This window comes from Acinetobacter sp. YH12239, from assembly GCF_013417635.1.
Classification (GTDB): domain Bacteria; phylum Pseudomonadota; class Gammaproteobacteria; order Pseudomonadales; family Moraxellaceae; genus Acinetobacter.
The window spans coordinates 44,077-63,121 of record NZ_VPDP01000008.1 but is presented as its reverse complement, the minus strand read 5'-3'; the positions used below and the strand labels follow the sequence as shown (position 1 = coordinate 63,121).

Annotated in this window: 16 protein-coding genes and 1 riboswitch; of the genes, 9 read left to right on the top strand and 7 right to left on the bottom strand. The window is 38.7% G+C overall.

Annotation, left to right across the window (positions count from 1 at the left end):
* Nucleotides 1–238 precede the first annotated feature (238 nt).
* The 5 genes from FTV17_RS08800 to FTV17_RS08780 all read right to left on the bottom strand — a co-directional run bounded on the left by FTV17_RS08800 (nt 239) and on the right by FTV17_RS08780 (nt 5,526).
* On the bottom strand, nt 239–724 hold the full coding sequence (locus FTV17_RS08800) for a DUF934 domain-containing protein (RefSeq protein WP_179998966.1): 486 nt from the start codon (nt 722–724) through the stop codon (nt 239–241).
* Nucleotides 717–2,360, bottom strand: a complete 1,644-nt coding sequence (locus FTV17_RS08795) for a nitrite/sulfite reductase (RefSeq protein WP_179998965.1) — start codon at nt 2,358–2,360, stop codon at nt 717–719. The genes FTV17_RS08800 and FTV17_RS08795 overlap by 8 nt, the downstream gene beginning before the upstream one ends.
* 229 nt (nt 2,361–2,589) lie before the next feature.
* Complete coding sequence (locus tag FTV17_RS08790; protein WP_179998964.1) at nt 2,590–3,102, bottom strand: DUF1543 domain-containing protein; 513 nt, start codon at nt 3,100–3,102, stop codon at nt 2,590–2,592.
* A gap of 554 nt (nt 3,103–3,656) precedes the next feature.
* The gene (trpB, locus tag FTV17_RS08785) at nt 3,657–4,901 is read right to left on the bottom strand and encodes a tryptophan synthase subunit beta (protein WP_035265544.1); all 1,245 of its coding nucleotides are present in this window, start codon (nt 4,899–4,901) and stop codon (nt 3,657–3,659) included.
* A complete protein-coding gene (locus tag FTV17_RS08780) occupies nt 4,882–5,526 on the bottom strand; it encodes a phosphoribosylanthranilate isomerase (RefSeq protein WP_179998963.1) in 645 nt (214 codons plus the stop codon). The genes trpB and FTV17_RS08780 overlap by 20 nt, the downstream gene beginning before the upstream one ends.
* A gap of 142 nt (nt 5,527–5,668) precedes the next feature.
* Nucleotides 5,669–5,885: riboswitch (cobalamin riboswitch) on the top strand.
* 36 nt (nt 5,886–5,921) lie between these two features.
* Between FTV17_RS08780 and FTV17_RS08775 the strand changes: the two genes are divergently transcribed.
* The 7 genes from FTV17_RS08775 to FTV17_RS15515 all read left to right on the top strand — a co-directional run bounded on the left by FTV17_RS08775 (nt 5,922) and on the right by FTV17_RS15515 (nt 13,529).
* The gene (locus tag FTV17_RS08775) at nt 5,922–7,769 is read left to right on the top strand and encodes a TonB-dependent siderophore receptor (RefSeq protein WP_179998962.1); all 1,848 of its coding nucleotides are present in this window, start codon (nt 5,922–5,924) and stop codon (nt 7,767–7,769) included.
* Nucleotides 7,770–7,865: 96 nt separating this feature from the next.
* Complete coding sequence (locus tag FTV17_RS08770) at nt 7,866–8,450, top strand: cob(I)yrinic acid a,c-diamide adenosyltransferase (RefSeq protein ID WP_179998961.1); 585 nt, start codon at nt 7,866–7,868, stop codon at nt 8,448–8,450.
* A gap of 138 nt (nt 8,451–8,588) precedes the next feature.
* Complete coding sequence (locus tag FTV17_RS08765; protein WP_179998960.1) at nt 8,589–9,302, top strand: glycerophosphodiester phosphodiesterase; 714 nt, start codon at nt 8,589–8,591, stop codon at nt 9,300–9,302.
* 230 nt (nt 9,303–9,532) lie between these two features.
* Nucleotides 9,533–10,699 carry an acyl-CoA desaturase gene (locus tag FTV17_RS08760; protein ID WP_035265557.1) on the top strand — a complete coding sequence of 389 codons (1,167 nt, stop codon included), beginning with the start codon at nt 9,533–9,535 and terminating at the stop codon, nt 10,697–10,699.
* A gap of 149 nt (nt 10,700–10,848) precedes the next feature.
* A complete protein-coding gene (locus FTV17_RS08755) occupies nt 10,849–12,294 on the top strand; it encodes a YdiU family protein (RefSeq protein ID WP_179998959.1) in 1,446 nt (481 codons plus the stop codon).
* A 69-nt stretch (nt 12,295–12,363) separates the two neighbouring features.
* The gene (locus FTV17_RS08750; protein WP_179998958.1) at nt 12,364–12,732 is read left to right on the top strand and encodes an MmcQ/YjbR family DNA-binding protein; all 369 of its coding nucleotides are present in this window, start codon (nt 12,364–12,366) and stop codon (nt 12,730–12,732) included.
* Between the two features lie 122 nt (nt 12,733–12,854).
* Entirely contained in the window at nt 12,855–13,529 is a 675-nt protein-coding gene (locus tag FTV17_RS15515; protein WP_257219915.1) for a hypothetical protein, read from the top strand.
* A 148-nt stretch (nt 13,530–13,677) separates the two neighbouring features.
* On the opposite strand, the gene FTV17_RS08740 is transcribed toward FTV17_RS15515, so the two are convergent.
* Complete coding sequence (locus tag FTV17_RS08740) at nt 13,678–14,364, bottom strand: response regulator (RefSeq protein ID WP_179998957.1); 687 nt, start codon at nt 14,362–14,364, stop codon at nt 13,678–13,680.
* Nucleotides 14,365–14,382: 18 nt separating this feature from the next.
* On the bottom strand, nt 14,383–16,044 hold the full coding sequence (gene baeS, locus FTV17_RS08735) for a sensor histidine kinase efflux regulator BaeS (RefSeq protein WP_179998956.1): 1,662 nt from the start codon (nt 16,042–16,044) through the stop codon (nt 14,383–14,385).
* A gap of 133 nt (nt 16,045–16,177) precedes the next feature.
* Here baeS and FTV17_RS08730 point away from each other — a divergent pair, with 133 nt between their 5' ends.
* Both FTV17_RS08730 and FTV17_RS08725 read left to right on the top strand, forming a co-directional pair.
* Nucleotides 16,178–16,804, top strand: a complete 627-nt coding sequence (locus tag FTV17_RS08730; protein WP_179998955.1) for a hypothetical protein — start codon at nt 16,178–16,180, stop codon at nt 16,802–16,804.
* A gap of 310 nt (nt 16,805–17,114) precedes the next feature.
* Entirely contained in the window at nt 17,115–18,917 is a 1,803-nt protein-coding gene (locus tag FTV17_RS08725) for an acyl-CoA dehydrogenase C-terminal domain-containing protein (RefSeq protein WP_179998954.1), read from the top strand.
* The last annotated feature ends 128 nt before the right edge of the window (nt 18,918–19,045 follow it).

Here is a 19,045-nt window from a genome sequence, read left to right as displayed (position 1 = left end):
TTAAATCAGTGTTAATCGATCAATTGAATCATATAAAAAACCGCTGCACTAAAGGCTTTGTCGCTATATATTTCTGAATGAATTAAAAAATTCTACTCTAAATAGACTTATGATTAAACTTTGACCTTCTATGTGTCATTTTGAATAGCGCTTAGGCTGAACTATGAATACCTAAATCTTGTCTCCATCAAATAAAAAAAGCTGAACCTAAGTTCAGCTTTTTTATCACTTAATAAAATTAAGCACCCGTTTGATAATTTGGTTTTGGTACAGCAGTCGACGCTTGGTAAGGTTGAGTAAAGTCGTTTAAACCTGCCGCTGCTTCTGCAATGTCTTTACCTTCTTTAATCACGAAAGTATCGAAACCAGCACGCTTCATGTAGTTCAACACGTCTTTGAATATATCACCTGTTGCACGAAGTTCGCCTTGGAAGCCTTGGCGACGTAACAATGCGGCAAATGAATACCCACGACCATCGTTAAAACCTGCAAACTCAATAAAAATTGCATCTAACTGATCAAGCGGAAACTCATTGGTTTCAGGAGAGGCATCAACCGTTAAGTAGAGCGCTTTTTTGCCTGAAACATTTTCAATTTGATCCAACTGTTCAACGCTTAGAACTACATCACCTTGTGGTAAAACGCCATCTTCACCGATCAATTGATAGGTGTTGTCTGCAATCGTGCCATCTTTAGAGAGCACTTGTAGTGCGGTATTAAGCATATGCACGCTCCTTAAATGGTTGAATGCCGACACGGCGATAAGTATCAATGAACTCTTCACCTTCTTGACGTAAATCAAGATAAGTGTTCAAAATTTCTTCCACCACATCTGGTACTTTTTCAGCAGCAAATGATGGTCCTAAGATGTCACCGATTGAGGCATCGTGGTCTGCATTACCACCCAATGTAATTTGGTAAAATTCTGCGCCTTTCTTATCGACACCTAAAATACCAATATTACCCACATGGTGATGACCGCAGGCATTCATACAACCTGAGATGTTCAAGTCTAATTTACCTAAGTTGTAAATCGTATCTAAATCATCAAAACGGCGTGAAATCGCTTCAGAAATCGGAATAGATTTCGCATTTGCCAACGAACAGAAATCACCACCTGGACAGCAGATAATGTCAGTTAAGAAACCAATGTGCGCGCGAGCCAAGTTATTCTTTTCAAGAATCGTCCAAAGCTCAAATAAATCTTTTTGCGGTACATCGACAAGGGCAATGTTTTGCTCATGCGTGGTACGCAATTCACCAAAAGTGTACTTATCCGCAAGATCAGCAATCAAGTTCATTTCTTCAGTGGTCACGTCACCTGGTGCAACGCCTGCACGTTTCAATGAAATTGTTACGATGCGGTAACCTTTCACTTTGTGTGCATTGGTATTGATGTTAAACCATTGTTTGAATTTCGGATGTGCAGCAAACAGTTCTGAGAAATCTTCATCTGCATAATCTTGGTACGCAAATGGTGTGAAGTTCTGGTCCATTTTCGCCAGAGTATCTGCATCAACTTTTAAAGTTTTAATCGTATGCGCAAATTCAGCTTCAACTTTTTCAGCAAAAACTTCAGGTGTTAAAGCTTTTACCAAAATTTTGATACGAGCTTTATATTTGTTATCACGACGACCGTGTAAGTTATACACACGAAGTACTGCTTCTAAGTAAGCAATAAGGTCTTCACGTGGCAACCACTCTTTGATCACAGCACCAATGATTGGTGTACGACCTAAACCACCACCCACCATGATTTTATAGCCCATTTCACCCGCTTCATTGCGAACGATATACACTCCGATATCATGAAATGCTGTTGCAGCACGGTCGATTTCAGCAAGAGCAGAAACTGCGATCTTGAACTTACGTGGCAAGAATGCAAATTCTGGATGGAAAGTTGACCACTGACGAATCAATTCGCATGTCGGTCTTGGATCTTCAATCTCACCAGCAACGACACCTGCATATTGGTCTGTTGTTGTATTACGAATACAGTTACCAGATGTTTGAATCGCATGCATTTGAACTGATGCCAACTCTTGCAACATGTCTGGCACATTTTCTAATGCTGGCCAGTTAAATTGAAAGTTTTGACGAGTAGAAACGTGTGCATAACCACGGTCATACGCTTTAGCGAGTTCAGCAATTTTACGAAGCTGTTTAGAGTTCATCAAACCATAAGGTACAGCGACGCGAAGCATCGGCGCATAACGCTGAACATATAATCCATTTTGTAAACGTAATGGACGATATTCATCTTCAGTAAGCTTTCCAGCTAAATAACGTTCCGTTTGATCACGGAATTGTGCAACACGTTCATTGATCAGTTGCTGATCGAAATCAGTATATAAATACATGGCGTACAGCTAGTAGTTTAATTTTAACGAAGCACAGCATAGCTTTTATTCATCTATCAATAAAATGCGTTTTTTACATATTTAATAGCGGTTTTATTGATATGTAATCACTCGAATCACTGATATATAGACAAGCTCTGGATTCCAGCACTTATTCCACATAAAGATTTTATTTAGCTATTCTTAGCACATAAATTCATATAGATAGTAAATTTGTTCTTTATTAAAATTATCCGATCGTGATGTATGTATTTTCCCAATACCCTTCTTTAAATTGCCCCTCAATCAATTGAATATATCGACCATGAACTTGATCAATGGCAATACAGTCATCCACATCTAGCACGCGATCCGTATGTTGTTTATGCCAATGTGATGCAAAGTAAGCCTTACCACGTTGTTTTGCCACCATATGATTTTGCGCAACCACTAGGACATAACGATGCAATTCACCAAATTCACGTGCATCGTAGCCACCGAGATTAATCAGCCAGAGCTTTTCATCATTTTGATTAGGCATCGCATCCGTAAACTGCAACTGATACTTTTTACCTTCAAATTCCACACCATTAATTTGTGCCCATGCATCAATATGTAGTCCTTTCTGTTCACCAAACCATGCAGTTTTTAATTGAGGATAGGTTTCTTCTAAAGAATCTCCAACAGCAAGAACTACATCATGTACTTCTGTATTGGCACGGGCGTGGCGACCACCGAGCATTACAAGAAATAGGCTTGGCATGGTTGATTTCCTTTGGCTTTGACAAGACCATTAATCATACCTGAATTTGGATTTGCCACTACTGAAAAGAATGGATTGGCTGTGTTACTGATTTTTTATACAGGGTTTAAAGATTAACCCGACCAATGCAACGATATTGGATACGTGGTGGCGACATGGATGTCCCCCGTTGAGCAGCATTACAAGAATGTAATATCTGCTCAACAGAAAGCCTTCGGTTACTTTGGGCTTTTCCAAAGTAACGTAAAAGTAAGTCCATGAAATAGCTCTTCAAATCTGAATCTCAAATAGATTCACACTCCAAACTGCCTTACTTTTTTTCGGTAAAAGTAACAAAATCATTTTGTATTTCTGATGATACTTTCCTGTATCACAGAAATACAGACGACATCCATGTCGCCGATCCAAAAATCAAATTTTAGGAAAATGTTTTAGCTTTTCTAGAGCGCATAAAAAAAATCGCATCCAATAGCTTAAATGCGATTTTCTAAATAGCACCTCTCCCCTTACGAAGCAGTGCTTCTCATTCCAAAGGGAGAGACTTAAAGGGTGAATTACATTTCTACCATTTCCACGCCATCAATGCGTGCAACTGTCATTAAGTCTTTATCACCACGACCTGAAACCGTCGCAATAATAATTTGATCTTTAGACATCGTTGGAGCCAACTTAGTCACATATGCCATCGCATGCGAACTTTCAAGTGCAGGAATAATACCTTCAATCTTAGTTAAGTCACGGAAGCCTTGTAATGCTTCATTGTCATTAATTGGAACATATTCAACACGCTTCATATCTTTTAAGAAGCTATGCTCTGGGCCTACACCAGGATAATCCAAACCTGCTGAAATTGAGTGTGTTTCAATAATCTGACCTTGTGCATCCGACATCAGATAAGTACGGTTACCATGCAGTACACCAACATGACCAGCATTTAATGGAGCAGAGTGTTTTCCAGTTTCAATACCGTAACCAGCAGCTTCAACACCGTACATTTTCACATCTTGATCATTCAAGAATGGATAGAACAAGCCCATCGCATTTGAACCACCGCCGACACAAGCAACCAGTGCATCTGGTAGACGACCTGCTTGCTCTTGAATTTGACGGCGAGCTTCACGACCAATGATCGATTGGAAATCACGTACCAATTGAGGATATGGATGTGGACCTGCAACTGTACCAATCACGTAATAAGTAGAATCGACATTTGTTACCCAATCACGCATGGCTTCGTTCATGGCATCTTTTAATGTTTTAGAACCACTTTCGACAGGAACAACTGTCGCGCCCAATAAACGCATACGATATACATTCATCGCTTGGCGTTTCACATCATCTGCACCCATGTATACAACACATTCAAGCCCTAAACGCGCTGCGATGGTCGCTGTTGCCACACCATGTTGACCTGCACCAGTCTCAGCAATAATACGTTTTTTGCCTGATAACTTCGCCAGCAAAGCCTGACCAATCGTGTTATTTACTTTATGGGAACCAGTATGGTTCAAGTCTTCTCGTTTTAAATAGATTTGTGCACCACCCAACTCCTTTGACCATCGCTCAGCATAATAAAGCGGACTTGGACGACCTACATAAAAAGCGAGGTCACGGTCGAATTCTGCCAAAAACTGTTCGTCATTTTTCATTCGGAAATACAGTTGCTCTAGATCTTCTAGTGCAGCCATTAGAGTTTCTGACACAAAACGTCCGCCATGGATACCGAAATGCCCTTTTGCATCAGGGTATTGGGTATAGTCAATCACTTGATCTTGTTGATTAACGGTTTGCTGATCCACGATGGACTCCTTGCATAAAGCGTTCTACGAGTTGTTGGTCTTTTATACCTTTTGCGGACTCTACACCGCCGCTCACATCCACAGCATATGCTTGTGTTGTAAGAATTGCTTGCTCGATATTGTCAGGGTTTAGTCCTCCTGCCAAGATCAATGGAATATTTAATTTTGGAAATGTTGTCCAATCAAAGCTATGCCCTGTTCCACCCTTTAAATCTGGATGCCATGCATCCAACAACACAGCACTCGCACCAAAATTTTGATATTTATTGATTTCTTCAACGATATCTAGTTCTGGTTTTACTTGAATTGCTTTATACCAGCGGCGACCCACTGCTTGAGCAATTTGTTTGCACTGTTCTGGACTTTCATCGCCATGAAACTGCAAAATATCTAAAGGGACTTTTTTAAGTATGTTTTGGATCTCTTCGGCTGAGCTATTAACAAATAATCCAACTGATTGCACATAAGCAGGAATCGCTTGAACCAACAGTGCTGCTTGCTCAACATCTACGTGTCTTGGACTTGGTGGAAAAAACACAAATCCTATGGCATCCGCACCAGCTTGCACAACAGCTTGGACATCTTCTAATCGGGTAATCCCGCATATTTTTGCACGAGTTCGCATCTATTCTAGCTCTAATCCACCCTCATCATAGCCGATCTATCATTTTTGGGCGCTTCATTGTAAAGCAATTTTTTCATCTTGCGTAAAGTTCACTCAGAATATTCGGTGTGAAGATTGTTTAAATGAGAAGCCCTCTTTATACTGCGCTCAAATTGCAACAAGTCAAAGCAATCGCTTTAGGGAAGTTGGTGCGAATCCAACACTGCCCCCGCAACGGTAAAAAATGAAAAGCATTTCTCAATAGATTTCTGATTTTTAGAGATTTACACCACTGCATGTCATATGTGGGAAGGTGGAAATGTAAGTAATCCAGTTACTACATTTGAGTCCGGATACCTGCTTGTTGTGTTCTTCCACTCAATCATTCACGGGGAAGTGAATGTATGGAGCATGTTATGTCTATTCAATTTCAACCAACAGCTTTGGTTGGTGCAATCGCTATTGCGATGGGTTTTTCAACGTCTGTAACAGCAACGACTGAAGCTCAAACTTCTGCAAAATCTTCTTTAAGCACGATTGTGGTTACAGCTTCACGTAGTGAACAAAATATTGAAAATGTGCCTGCGCGGATTTCAATTATTGAGCCTAAAGTTTTAGATCAATCCCCTATTGTATCTTTACCTCACTTATTAATTAATGATGCATCAATCAATATGGTTCAGACTGGCGGATATGGACAGCAAGCTTCTATTTTTTTACGTGGAACTGAGTCTGACCATACTTTAGTCATGCGTGATGGTGTTCGTTTAAATACACCCTCTCAGGGTTCAGCATCAATTCAATTTATTGACACAACAGACCTGAAGCAAATTGAAGTTCTTAAAGGACCGGCATCTGTACTTTATGGTACTGATGCTATTGGTGGTGTCATACAACTTGTATCTAAAACACCGGTAAAAACAGGTGCATTTGTTACAGGCGAAATTGGTGAAAACAAAACTTATAAATCAATTGTAGGTGCCGACTTTGCTGAAAATGGTTTATATACACAAATTCGCGGTCAACGTTTAGAATCTGATGGCACTGAAGTATTAAGCAACAGTCATCAAAAATATGCATATGATCAAAAAGGATACAGCGCAAAATTTGGTGTCGACAAAGAAGCTTTTTCTGCATCTTTAGATTACAGCCAAAATGAAGGAAATGGTGCTTACAACTTAAACGGCAATTTAGTTTCACAAGATTTTCAAAATGAAATTGTGAACTTAAAGGGTAAGGTTAAAATCACATCAGATCTTGAATTAAATGCCCGTTTATCACAGTTTAAAGATGATTTAGACCAAATGGACAAGCCTGACTTTGTTCACAATACCTCTAAAGAAACTGAAGTTTATGGAAAATGGCAATTCACACCTTCTCAAAATATTCTAATGGGAGTAACTCATAAAAATATTGAAGCAGATATTTTATCTAAAAGCGATTGGGATCCTATGTACGATGTTGAATACAGTCGTAAAAACAACAGCACAGGCTATTTTGCTCAACATCAATACCAAGCAAATAATATCAATACGCAATTTGGCATTCGCTTAGAAGATGATGAACGTTTCGGCTCACATACCGTTGGTCAAGGGGCTGTAAGATATCACTTTAGCCCATCTACAAGTCTTTACACCAATATTGGTAGCTCATTTAGAGCACCAAGTATGAATGACTTATATGCAAAAAATTGGGGTGGCAACCCAAACCTAAAACCTGAAGAAGGCTTTTCATATGAAGTTGGTTTAGATCAGAAAGTTACAGAAAATTCTTTAATTTCTTTATCTGTATATCGCAATGAAGTAGACAATCTGATTACTTCAAAAAATAGCACCCTCATAAATGTAAATAAGTCTAAATTTACAGGTGGTGAAGTTTCTTATAAATGGAATACAGACGATTTATTCTTAAATGCTTCATATGCTTATGTACAAGCAAAAAATGCAGAAACAGATGAAGATTTGCAAAAGCGCCCTCGTCAAAAAGCAACACTATCAGCAGGCTTACAAAATGAGGTTTACGGAATTAGCACTTCTATAGTTGGTAGCTCTAAGTCTAAAAGTTACAGCACTCAATACAATAATCCTGGTTATGCAACAATCGATGTAAATGCATACTGGAATATAAACCCCAATATTAAACTATTCACTAATATTGAAAATATTGGTGATGTTCAATATGAAACTGAATACTCTAGTGGGAATGGTATTTATTACATCAATGGTGGTCGCCAAGCTTCTGTTGGTGTTACGATCAAATACTAATTTCATTAACCTATAGCTAAATACTTTTTGAGGATAATGTCACAGCTGTGGCATTATCCTTTTTAAATTGAGATATCTGAATATTAAGGAAATAACATGGGACACCGTTTAAGTAAAATCTATACCCGCACAGGCGACTCAGGCACTACTGGATTGGGTGATGGCTCTCGTGTTGCTAAAGATGATTTACGTATCCATGCTTTAGGTGATGTCGATGAACTCAATGCGACCATTGGTGTATTACGTTCGCATGTTGCTTTAAGCAGCATTGAAAACAAAGCTCAATGGGATAAATCACTCAGTCTGATTCAACATTGGTTATTCGATTTAGGCGGTGAAGTATGTATCCCGGGCTTTAACTTGGTTCAACCAGTATCAATTGAGTTCTTAGAAAAAGATATTGATCGCATGAATGAAGCATTACCTATGCTCAAGGATTTTATCCTTCCTGCAGGAACTTTAGTCTGTAGCTTTGCACATCAAGCACGTGCTCTCTGCCGTAGAGCTGAACGCAGCGTGATGTCTGTCCATCAACGTGATCAAAATATCCAAGCCACATCATTGCAACTTTTGAACAGGTTATCTGATTGGTTATTCGTCGCATCTCGTACCTTACAACGTGCTGAAGGTGGCTCAGAAGTGCTTTGGCAAAAGAATATCAATGAGACGATTGAGCCCTGACCTTAAAAGTGTAAAAAGGTCTTCATGTTGATTGCCCCATCCACTTAAAATGCTTTTTTGATCAAAATTTTGATTTAAAATCGTCATGTTTCATTCATAATTTAGCACTAAAATCACCCTGAAATTTCAGGGTGTTTTATGAAAATAATTGGTCATCGTGGTGCGCGTGGGGAAGCACCTGAAAACACCCTCGGTGGATTTCAATATATTCAAGATATTGGTATACGCGCTGTAGAATTTGACGTCCGTCAACTCAAAGATAATGCGCTGATCGTGATGCATGATGATGACTTTGTTCGTACTACGGGCCAAGCTAAACATTTATACGAATGTGATGAGCAAGATTTAGCGCAGTATAATCATGCCGTAACGTGGTCTGAATGGAATAAAGTCGAAGCTACACCGCTACTCGATCAAACCCTCAAAATTATTCATAATTTTAATCATATTGAAGTTGAGGTCAAAGCTGTTGGATCGATGAAGGCCGCAGAAAAAATTGTCGAAGCCTTAGATCAACAATTAATTGGCTTTGAAGATTCAGCCATTATCACCAGTTTCGATCCTAAAATTCACCAAGCCCTTCAAAAGCAAAAATCAAGGTTTAAGCGTGGATTACTGGTTGAAACCGATATAAAGCATGCAGCCATTGATCAAGCTTTGAAATTTGAATGTTGTCAAATTGGTTGGATGAACGAACTTGCTACAAATGAGATCATTGCATCCACACTTTCCGCAAATTTAAATATTAGTATTTGGACAGTCAATCATATAGATCGTGCTAAACAGCTTAAGGATTTAGGAGTTCAAGGCTTAATTACTGATTATCCCAAGTTAATGATGTCTCACCTATAATTTTTTTAAATTCATAACCTTATTTGATTATTTTTTCTAATTTATTTTTTGAAACTCGTCCAAAGTCGAATTTATACAATTATGTATTCTGTTACGGTTTAAACAATACAACTGTACAATAATGCTAGTGAACACATGTTCGCCCATGTTAGTATTAACGAGTCTAACCTCACAAATTTGTGAGTGGATTTAGTTTTAACCTATTAAAGGTTCTAGGAGTGCTGTTGGAGATGAATGCTCCCCTACCCAAAGCCCCAATCAACTGGATTGCAGTATTTGCATTGGTGTTTTTACCTATTGTCGCCGTTATTGCGATTCCACTTTATGCTTATCATCATGATTTCTCGCTTGCTGCGTGGATCAGCATGTTTGCGCTGTTGGGTCTGAGCAGTCTTGGCATTACCGCAGGTTATCACCGCTTATGGGCACATCGTGCTTATGAAGCGACTGTACCACTCAAAATCATTTTAATGATTATGGGAACCTTTGCTGTACAAAACAGCATTTTGTATTGGGCCTCAGGTCACCGTACCCATCATCGTCATGTTGATGATGTAGAAAAAGATCCCTACTCAATTAACAATGGCTTCTGGTACGCGCACATCGGTTGGATGCTACGCAACTATCCAGCAGCTGAAGCAAATTACAAAAACGCCCCTGATTTATTGGCTGACAAAATTGTCATGTTCCAAGATAAATATTACATCCCTCTCGTGATTGTCGTTCATGCCGCTATTCTTCTTCCTATTGGATGGGCAGTTGGTGATGTCTGGGGAGTGTTATTGTTGGGTGGTTTAATGCGCTTAATTTTAAGCCATCATGTGACTTTCTTTATCAACTCACTATGCCATATGTGGGGCAAACGTCCGTACACAGATGAAAATACTGCACGTGACAACTTTGTTCTTGCTATTGCGACTTGGGGTGAGGGTTATCATAACTACCATCATATCTTCCAATACGACTATCGCAATGGCGTAAAATGGTGGCAATACGACCCAACTAAATGGTTGATCTGGACGTGTTCAAAACTAGGGCTAGCAAAAAACTTACGACGTATTCCAAGCTTTAATATTAAAAAAGCTGAGCTTGCAATGAAGTTTAAATATGCGCAACAAGATCTCGCTGTTTACGGCCATAACGTGAATGATGATATCGTGACAGTTAAAACAAAAATTGCTCAAGAATATGAAGCATTTACGCAAACTCTAAATGATTGGGCGAAGCTTAAAGAGCAAGAAATTAATGCAAAAAAAGCAGCTGTTGCTGAAAAAATTCACTTAATGGATAGCAAACTGAAAGTTGAATTCCAATTGGTTGAACAACGTTTATCTCATCATAGAGAGACATTGAACTTATTGGTTCGTAATTTAAAGAAATCACCAGTATCTGAATAACTCATTCAAGAGACTCTTCAGTTACTCCAAAGCTCCGTTGATCGGGGCTTTTTTTATTTTTTTCGATACTATTTCCATTGTATCAGTCACAGTTTTATGTATTGAATTTTGCTATAGTCAAAGTTGTTCATCACATTTTGAAAAATTATATGCAGTTCAATTCTCGCTATAACACACTACCCGCTCGACTGTATCATCATCAACAAGCTCTTCCTCTAAAAGGGGCTAAACCTGGTCATTTTAATGAAGCACTTGCAGATGAGTTACTGTGGACTCAAGAAGATAAAATGAACTGGGTAGAAATCTGTAGCGGGCAAAAAACTTTTGCTGAGTTTGAACCTTTGGCGATGGTATACGCGGGTCACCAATTTGGACAATGGGCTGGACAGCTTGGTGACGGTCGCGGTTTACTCATTGCTCAAATCCTAGATCAAAATAACAACACGGTCGATTTACATCTTAAAGGTGCTGGCTCTACCCCCTATTCTCGGAGAGGCGATGGTCGTGCAGTGTTACGTTCCGTTATTCGTGAATATTTGGCTGGACACGCCCTCAATGCCCTAGGTGTTCAATCCAGTAATGCGATTGGTTTTGTATCATCAGATCAAGGTGTACAACGAGAAAAACTTGAACGTGGCGCGATGATGTTGCGTACGTGCGAGACACATATTCGCTTGGGTCACTTTGAATGGATTAATCAATTTCAGCCAGATCTACTGCAAGAATTTACGCAAAAGTGCATTGAATGGCACTACCCTGAATGTTTGGAGACAGAACAACCTGTTCTTTCTTTTGCAACTCAAGTCATTCAACGTACTGCGATCATGATCGCCAAGTGGCAACTGATTGGTTTTGCGCACGGGGTCATGAATACTGACAACCTGAATATTACCGGCTCAACTTTAGATTTCGGACCTTATGGTTTTATGGAGCGTTTCCGTCCTAATTGGATCAACAATCATTCTGATTACCAAGGACGCTATACGTATCAGAACCAACCGAGTATCGGGCACTGGAATTTATGGACTTGGTTAAATAGTCTCATTCATCTTTGTCCAGAAAATTATGATCGAGAGCAATGGAAACAAGACTTGTCTTACTGTTTAGAACACTATGAACCAACGTTCCTGGAACACTATAAACTTGGTTTAAGTCAAAAAATGGGATTACCAAGTTTTCATAAAGATAGCTTTGATTGTGGTATGGCTTTTCTACATATTTTACAAACAGAACAACTTGATTACACCCAAAGTTTTATTCGTTTACAGAATAAAGCGTATGAACAAATCAAAGATGATTGCCTTGATCGTATCGCATTTGAGCGGTTTCTTCACCAATATCTCTCAATACGGGAAAATCAAGACACTGACGATCTCGATCAAGCGATGTTAACAGCCAATCCACACTACGTTCTACGAAACCATATGGCACAGAAAGCAATTGAACTTGCGGAACGTGATGATTTCTCTGAAGTTGATCGCTTGTTCAAACTTCTTCAAACACCATACACCAAACAAGAACATCTTGAACAACCAGAAGACTTAGGCCCTTTAGCTAGCGACGTCCCTGAAATTCAAGTCAGTTGTTCATCATAAGTTATTCACAAACCTCTCTCATTCTGTGGATAATTTAATCATTATCCACAATACCCATTCGTTTTGACTATGCATTTACATCAATTGGCAGCATCACAAGCTTTAAAACTTCCTGAAGTCACTGTCAGTCAACCCTTTGGTAAGGGATGTGATGTTTATAAAATTATGGATAAAGTCTTCTTACTCGCATTTCATTTACAAGCCAAAGCTGCGATTAATTTAAAAGTCGAACCAGATCATGGACATATGTTGAAAGATATTTATCCTTATATTCGATCTGGATGGCACATGAATAAACGACACTGGGTTTCAATCTATGATGAATCTGAATTGGATGAAGAGCTTATCAAAGATTTGATCTCCAATTCCTATAATCTTGTGGTATCGAAGCTTAAAAAAGCCGAACAAAAGCATATCGCTTTACTCAGAATCATTTGAATAAAGTTAAAAATTGCTTTTCTATAACAATAATTACGCTAAATTAATAAATAGTAGTAATACGAAAAACTCATTCTATATTTGGGTTATATCATTACAACTCTATGAGTACGATATTCATTATGGATATAGAACAACTTTTTGGATTATCAACTCAGATGATCTTAGAGCTAAAACAAGAAATTATTAATAGTGACATTATCGATTGTGGGCCGCGTTTGGACTTAGTTGAACAATGTATTTACATCTCATTTGAGCATGGGCTTGGAGTAAGTGGTTTATTATCTTCAAATCTACCAACACAAGCTATGATTTTACTTAGATCACAATTTGAAGCTGTAGTCAGAGCATATTGGTTATTATTTCTTGCAAGTAATCATCAAATATCAAAATTGCAATTTAGTTACACATTTGAAGAGCAATTTGAATCCGACACATGTCCAATGATTTCTGAAATGCTTGATAAGCTTAGTGCTGCAAACTTACCTGCTCAGTCAATAATTCAGACCCTTTGTGATTTCAAAAAATATCATTTGAAGCAACTTAACTCCATAGTACATACTGGAAAACAGTCATTTACTAGAGATGTTATGGGATATGAAGATGAGATGCTGATCACCTTGATGCGCCAATCAAATAACTTAATAATCGTAGCTGCACAGATAATGTTAAAGCACACAGTTCCTGATAAACAAAAATATATTAGTGTTTTGATCGAAAAATATAGATATTGTTTTTATATGGTTGATGATGTTGATCCTATAGTAAAAGCTAGAGTCGAAGCTTACTTTAAATAAAAATACGATAGCCACCTCTAATAAGCTCATATCCTAACAAAGTTACATGAAAGTTGCATATGAAATGGCCAATTGTAGAGACCCTAACCAAAACCAACGCACCCAAAAAAAGCGAACTTCTAGATTCGCTTTTTTTTATCACAAAGAATCAATCTTCAGGATATTCGAAACGATATCCCACCCCATAAACAGCTTGAACCCATTCATGGCGATTACCTGTTTCCGCGGCATCCGAGATTTTACGGCGCAAGTTTTTAATATGGCTATCAATCACACGATCTGCCACTTCAAAACTGTCTGGGTTGATATGATCCAATAATTGCGCACGAGAGTACACCTGACCTACGTGTTCTAAAAATAATTCAAGAAGTCGAAATTCTGTAGGTGTCAAATTTAAAGATTTATTTTGATACCAAATTCGTTGTTGACCTTTATCCATACGGAATAAATTATTTTCTTCAGGTTCTGCTTTACGATCTAAACGTCGCAAAACTGCTTGAACACGAGCAACTAACTCTTTAGGGCTAAATGGTTTACACACATAATCATCCGCCCCCATATTCAAACCAAGTACACGATCAATCTCTTCCGTACGTGCTGTCACCATGATAATAGGCAAATCAGACAGCTCACGGACTTTACGGGTGATCGTGAGACCATCCATACGAGGTACCATCAAATCTAAAACCATTAGACTTGGTTTACGTTGTAAAAAGCTATCATAAGCCTCTTGACCATCGTGAAACATACTGACTTCAAAGCCAGCTGCTTCAAGATAATCTCGCACCAATTGAGCAAGTTCTACTTCATCTTCAACCAGCATCACATGTTTCATATGTCACCCTTCTTCAATTTAAAACGATTTCTTTGGAAATGTGAGGATGCAGCGCAATCCACCCAATGGTGAGTGGTCAAACTTCAAGGAGCCCTTCATGCCTTGTGCAATTTTGCACGATAATGCTAGACCTAATCCAGTTCCGCCAGTGCTACGTGTTCTAGAATCATCCGCTCGATAGAAACGCTCACCTAAATGAGCCAATTGCTCATCAGTAAGACCTAATGGGCTATCGTCAACAATCACCGACCAAGTCTTATCGTTTTCGATCGTATGCACATGAATTCTTCCACCAGCTTCCGTATAGCGAATAGTATTACCGAGTAAGTTGACCATAATTTGTTTAAAACGATCTACATCTAATTGTAATTTCGTTCCATGCCCCTCTGCGCTAATCGTGAGATCGGCTTGTTCAAATTTAGGTTTGAAATTTTCAATCTCATTTAACACGACACTCCAAGGGTCAATTTCATTGAAATCAAAATTGAGTTGTTGTGCTTCAGCTTGTGCTAACGCAGCCAAATCTTGTGTTAATTTTTTCAGACTCGAAACTTGTGCCAACATTGAAGCAAAATGTTCAGGCGTTGGTTTACGTATTCCATCTTGCATTGCTTCAATTTGTGCTTGCAAAACAGCCAGCGGCGTTTTTAACTCATGCGAAGTGTCTGCAACCCACTGCTTTCTAGAATTTTCATGCTGATCTAGAATCACAGCTAACTGATTAATTTCAGTCGAAAGATCGCCAAGTTCATCGTTACGATTTACTTTCACCTGATGCTGAAAATTCCCTTTGGTTAATTCTCGTGTTGCATTCAATAAGCGTTGAATTGGCTTTTTAAAATAAGTCGCTAATAATAAGGCAGCAACCAAACTCGAAATAAATGTCAGAATATATATTAAAAATAAATAACGCTTTTGATTGCTAAAGAAATTAATACTTAAAGCATCATCTTGATCTAAAACAGGTCTTAGCCCGAGATACCCCACAATCTTTCCATCAACTGTGATCGGTCGATACGACACCATATTCTCTGACGGCTCACCCAAGATAAACTGTTGTTTTGCATCGTATAAGGAAAGTCTAGAACTTAAACCCAAGTGATCAGACATAGATATAAATAGTTTCTTGCCCTGCTGGTATTCAGAAGTTCTCAAACTAGAAAGCTTATTTTCATGTGATTTATCAGAACTGTTCGTGGTTCTTGTCTGATTCTGATTTGAACTCAAGGGAAAACGCAATCCTTCAAATGGCTGAAATGCAGAAGGTAAATTTTCTTCTAAGACTTTCAGCTCTTCAGGACTAATAGTTTGTGTTCTTTGTGACTCAATTTCGCTAATTAATGTATGCTCTTTGAAATAACGCTGTTGCAATGCAATATCATATTGGCGACGTAACCACCAACGTGATAGTCGATCATAATCATCGGGTGCAGCTTCACCTTCAATTTGTAAAATCTGAGCTTGAACGGCATTACCCCAATCCTGATAAACAGAGAATACGCCCGCTAAATTATCGATCAGATGATCAAGCTTTTGCATTTCTACATCAGCTACATACTTGGTGAAGTTTTTTTGCATCGTCCAATGCAGCACACTTAAGCTAACTGTCGTAATGAGCAATGTCGTTAACAGTACTGTAAAAAATAAGCGTAGTGCGATTGGTACGCGACGTATATTCAAATTCAACTCACATTATTTCTTCGTTTTTCAGTATTGTATCTAACACTGATTCAAAAAACTCTCCATTGTTTCTTCATCTTTATTATTTAATCTTTACCTATACCGAATCCAAACAACTTTGGGGATAAACATAATGAAAGCGATGAACAAAATTGTATTGGTGACCACTGGCTTAATCAGTATGGGCGCACTCACAGCATGTCAAACAACGACTCAAGCACCTCAAGACATTAAAAGGGGTCACTATGATAAAAAACATCATCATAAAGAACGTTTAACACCTGAACAACGCGAGCAATTCAAACAAGCGCGTGCTGACCGTAAAGCGATGATGCAGCAAATTCGTCAAGCATGCGACGGCAAAACTGTCGGTCAAACTGTTCAAATCAAAACTGATAAACAAAATATTGATGGTACTTGTCATATCCGTTTCGTAGCGGATCGTGCTGATATGAAAAAAATGCATGAGCAAGCACGTGCCCAATTTAAAGCTGAAAAGCCAACTTCGGTCCAAGCTAACCGTTCACAAAAAGGTGAACCGCTCACAGATGCCAAACGTGCTGAGCTTGTTCAAAAATTTGATCAACGTTTGATGCAACAGCAAGTTCGTCAAAATGCAAAACTTCAAGCATGCAATGGACAAACTGACGGTAAAAAAGTTCAAATCAAAGTGGGTGAACAGACTATCAACGGTGTATGTAAAGTTTATTTCAAACCAAATCAACCACTCGTTAAACCAGACTTAAAAAAATCCGCATAATTCAATTCAACTCACGACTAAGTGATTGAATATTAAAAAGGCGCATGTTGCGCCTTTTTTTATGTCATAACTTATTACGTTTTTGACTATTCTGTTCACATATAATTCACGAAAAAACTTTACACTCTAAACACTTAGCCAAAATTAATATTTTTTCTTTGACTTTACAGTCACACAGAATATGGCTATAAAACTTGTACCAAGCAATAACTTATTGCACGATGTAATAGAACAAAATAGGTGTCGTGGATGACACGACATTTTTTATTAGGATTATAAATCTGGTTTAACCAGTATTGAGGAACCCGATATGCCACAATACAAAGCGCCCTTACGTGATATGCAATTCGTTTTGCATGAATTATTAAATGCTGAAGAACACTTTTCAAAACTCCCTGCATTCCAAGAAAACGTAAGCCGTGAGTTGGTTGATCAATATTTAGAAGCTGCTGCAGATTTCTGTGAAAACGAATTATCTCCACTCAACCAAGTAGGTGACCGTGAAGGTTGTACTTGGAATGATGGTGTAGTTACTACTCCAACAGGCTTCAAAGAAGCATATAAAAAATACATAGAATTAGGATTCCCATCTTTAGCTGCTGAAGAACAATATGGTGGTCAAGGCTTACCAAACTCTTTAGGCATTATCATTTCTGAAATGATCGGTTCTTCGAACTGGGCATGGGGTATGTACCCAGGTCTATCTCATGGTGCAGTTCGTACAATTGAACACCATGGTACGGAAGAGCAAAAAAATACTTACTTACCAAAACTGATTTCAGGTGAGTGGACAGGTACCATGTGTTTAACAGAATCTCATGCAGGTTCTGACCTTGGTATTATCCGCACAAAAGCTGAACCTAATGCAGATGGTAGCTTTGCAATTTCAGGTGAGAAAATCTTTATTTCCGCTGGTGAGCATGACATGGCGGACAACATTGTTCACATCGTTCTTGCGCGTTTACCAGGTGCTCCGAAGGGAACTAAAGGGATCTCATTATTCATCGTACCTAAGTTTAACTTAACTGCTGATGGTGAAGTTGGCGAGCGCAACGCTGTTCGTTGTGGTTCGATTGAACATAAAATGGGTATCCATGGTAACGCAACATGTGTGATCAATTTTGATCGTGCAACAGGTTACTTGATTGGCCCTGAAAACCGTGGTCTGAATGCAATGTTCACCTTCATGAACACTGCACGTATTGGTACAGCTGTACAAGGTTTGTCTGCTGCTGAATCATCTTTCCAAGGTGCTTTGGCATATGCGAAAGATCGTTTAGCAATGCGTTCACTTTCTGGTCCTAAAGCACCTGAAAAAGAAGCAGATCCTATTATTGTGCATCCAGCAGTTCGCAACTTAATCTTAACGCAAAAAGCATTTGCTGAAGGTGGTCGAGCTCTAGTGTACTACCTTGCTCACTATGCTGATATCGTTGAGAAAGGCGTGACTGAAGAAGAACGTAAATTTGCAGATAATATTCTGTCATTATTAACGCCAATTGCTAAAGCATTCTTAACTGAAGTTGGTTATGAAGCTGCAAACAAAGGCGTACAAGTATTTGGTGGTCACGGCTTCATTTCAGAGCATGGTATGGAGCAAATTGTTCGTGATACACGAATTGCTTGCTTATATGAAGGTACCACTGAAATTCAGGCACTTGATTTGTTAGGTCGTAAAGTACTGCAAACTCAAGGTGCGATGTTGAAAGATTTCACCAAAATCATTCACAAATTCGCTGAAGCAAACAAAGATAATGCAGACTTGAAAGAGTTTGTTGAACCTTTGGCTGCACTCAACAAAGAATGGGGCGATTTAACTATGCAGATCGGTATGCGCGCGATGCAAAACCCGGATGAAGTCGGTGCTGCTGCCGTAGATTATCTATACTTCTCTGGTTATGTAACACTAGCATTCTTATGGGCTCGCATGGCTCAAGTTGCTCAACAACAACTTGCAGCAGGTTCAACTGAAGTTGACTTCTACAATGCGAAAATCACGACAGCTCGCTTCTACTTCAAGAAGATCCTTCCACGCGTTCGCTCACATGTTGACGTAATTGCAGGTGGATTAGAACCATTAATGACTTTAGATGCTGAACATTTTGCATTCTAATGATCCATATTAAATATGTGTAAAAAGAAAAAGGACAGTCATAGATTTGGCCGTCCTTTTTCTTTATAAATAATTCGAGATATTAACCTTTAGTCGTCTAACAAGTCCTAATATGCTTCGATAGACTG

Bases quoted from the DNA above. Each gene is read 5' to 3' on its own strand.
- FTV17_RS08800 (WP_179998966.1), bottom strand. From the start codon at position 724: ATGCTTAATACCGCACTACAAGTGCTCTCTAAAGATGGCACGATTGCA.
- FTV17_RS08795 (WP_179998965.1), bottom strand. From the start codon at position 2,360: ATGTATTTATATACTGATTTCGATCAGCAACTGATCAATGAACGTGTT.
- FTV17_RS08790 (WP_179998964.1), bottom strand. From the start codon at position 3,102: ATGCCAAGCCTATTTCTTGTAATGCTCGGTGGTCGCCACGCCCGTGCC.
- FTV17_RS08780 (WP_179998963.1), bottom strand. From the start codon at position 5,526: ATGCGAACTCGTGCAAAAATATGCGGGATTACCCGATTAGAAGATGTC.
- FTV17_RS08775 (WP_179998962.1), top strand. From the start codon at position 5,922: ATGTCTATTCAATTTCAACCAACAGCTTTGGTTGGTGCAATCGCTATT.
- FTV17_RS08770 (WP_179998961.1), top strand. From the start codon at position 7,866: ATGGGACACCGTTTAAGTAAAATCTATACCCGCACAGGCGACTCAGGC.
- FTV17_RS08765 (WP_179998960.1), top strand. From the start codon at position 8,589: ATGAAAATAATTGGTCATCGTGGTGCGCGTGGGGAAGCACCTGAAAAC.
- FTV17_RS08760 (WP_035265557.1), top strand. From the start codon at position 9,533: ATGAATGCTCCCCTACCCAAAGCCCCAATCAACTGGATTGCAGTATTT.
- FTV17_RS08755 (WP_179998959.1), top strand. From the start codon at position 10,849: ATGCAGTTCAATTCTCGCTATAACACACTACCCGCTCGACTGTATCAT.
- FTV17_RS08750 (WP_179998958.1), top strand. From the start codon at position 12,364: ATGCATTTACATCAATTGGCAGCATCACAAGCTTTAAAACTTCCTGAA.
- FTV17_RS15515 (WP_257219915.1), top strand. From the start codon at position 12,855: ATGGATATAGAACAACTTTTTGGATTATCAACTCAGATGATCTTAGAG.
- FTV17_RS08740 (WP_179998957.1), bottom strand. From the start codon at position 14,364: ATGAAACATGTGATGCTGGTTGAAGATGAAGTAGAACTTGCTCAATTG.
- FTV17_RS08730 (WP_179998955.1), top strand. From the start codon at position 16,178: ATGAAAGCGATGAACAAAATTGTATTGGTGACCACTGGCTTAATCAGT.
- FTV17_RS08725 (WP_179998954.1), top strand. From the start codon at position 17,115: ATGCCACAATACAAAGCGCCCTTACGTGATATGCAATTCGTTTTGCAT.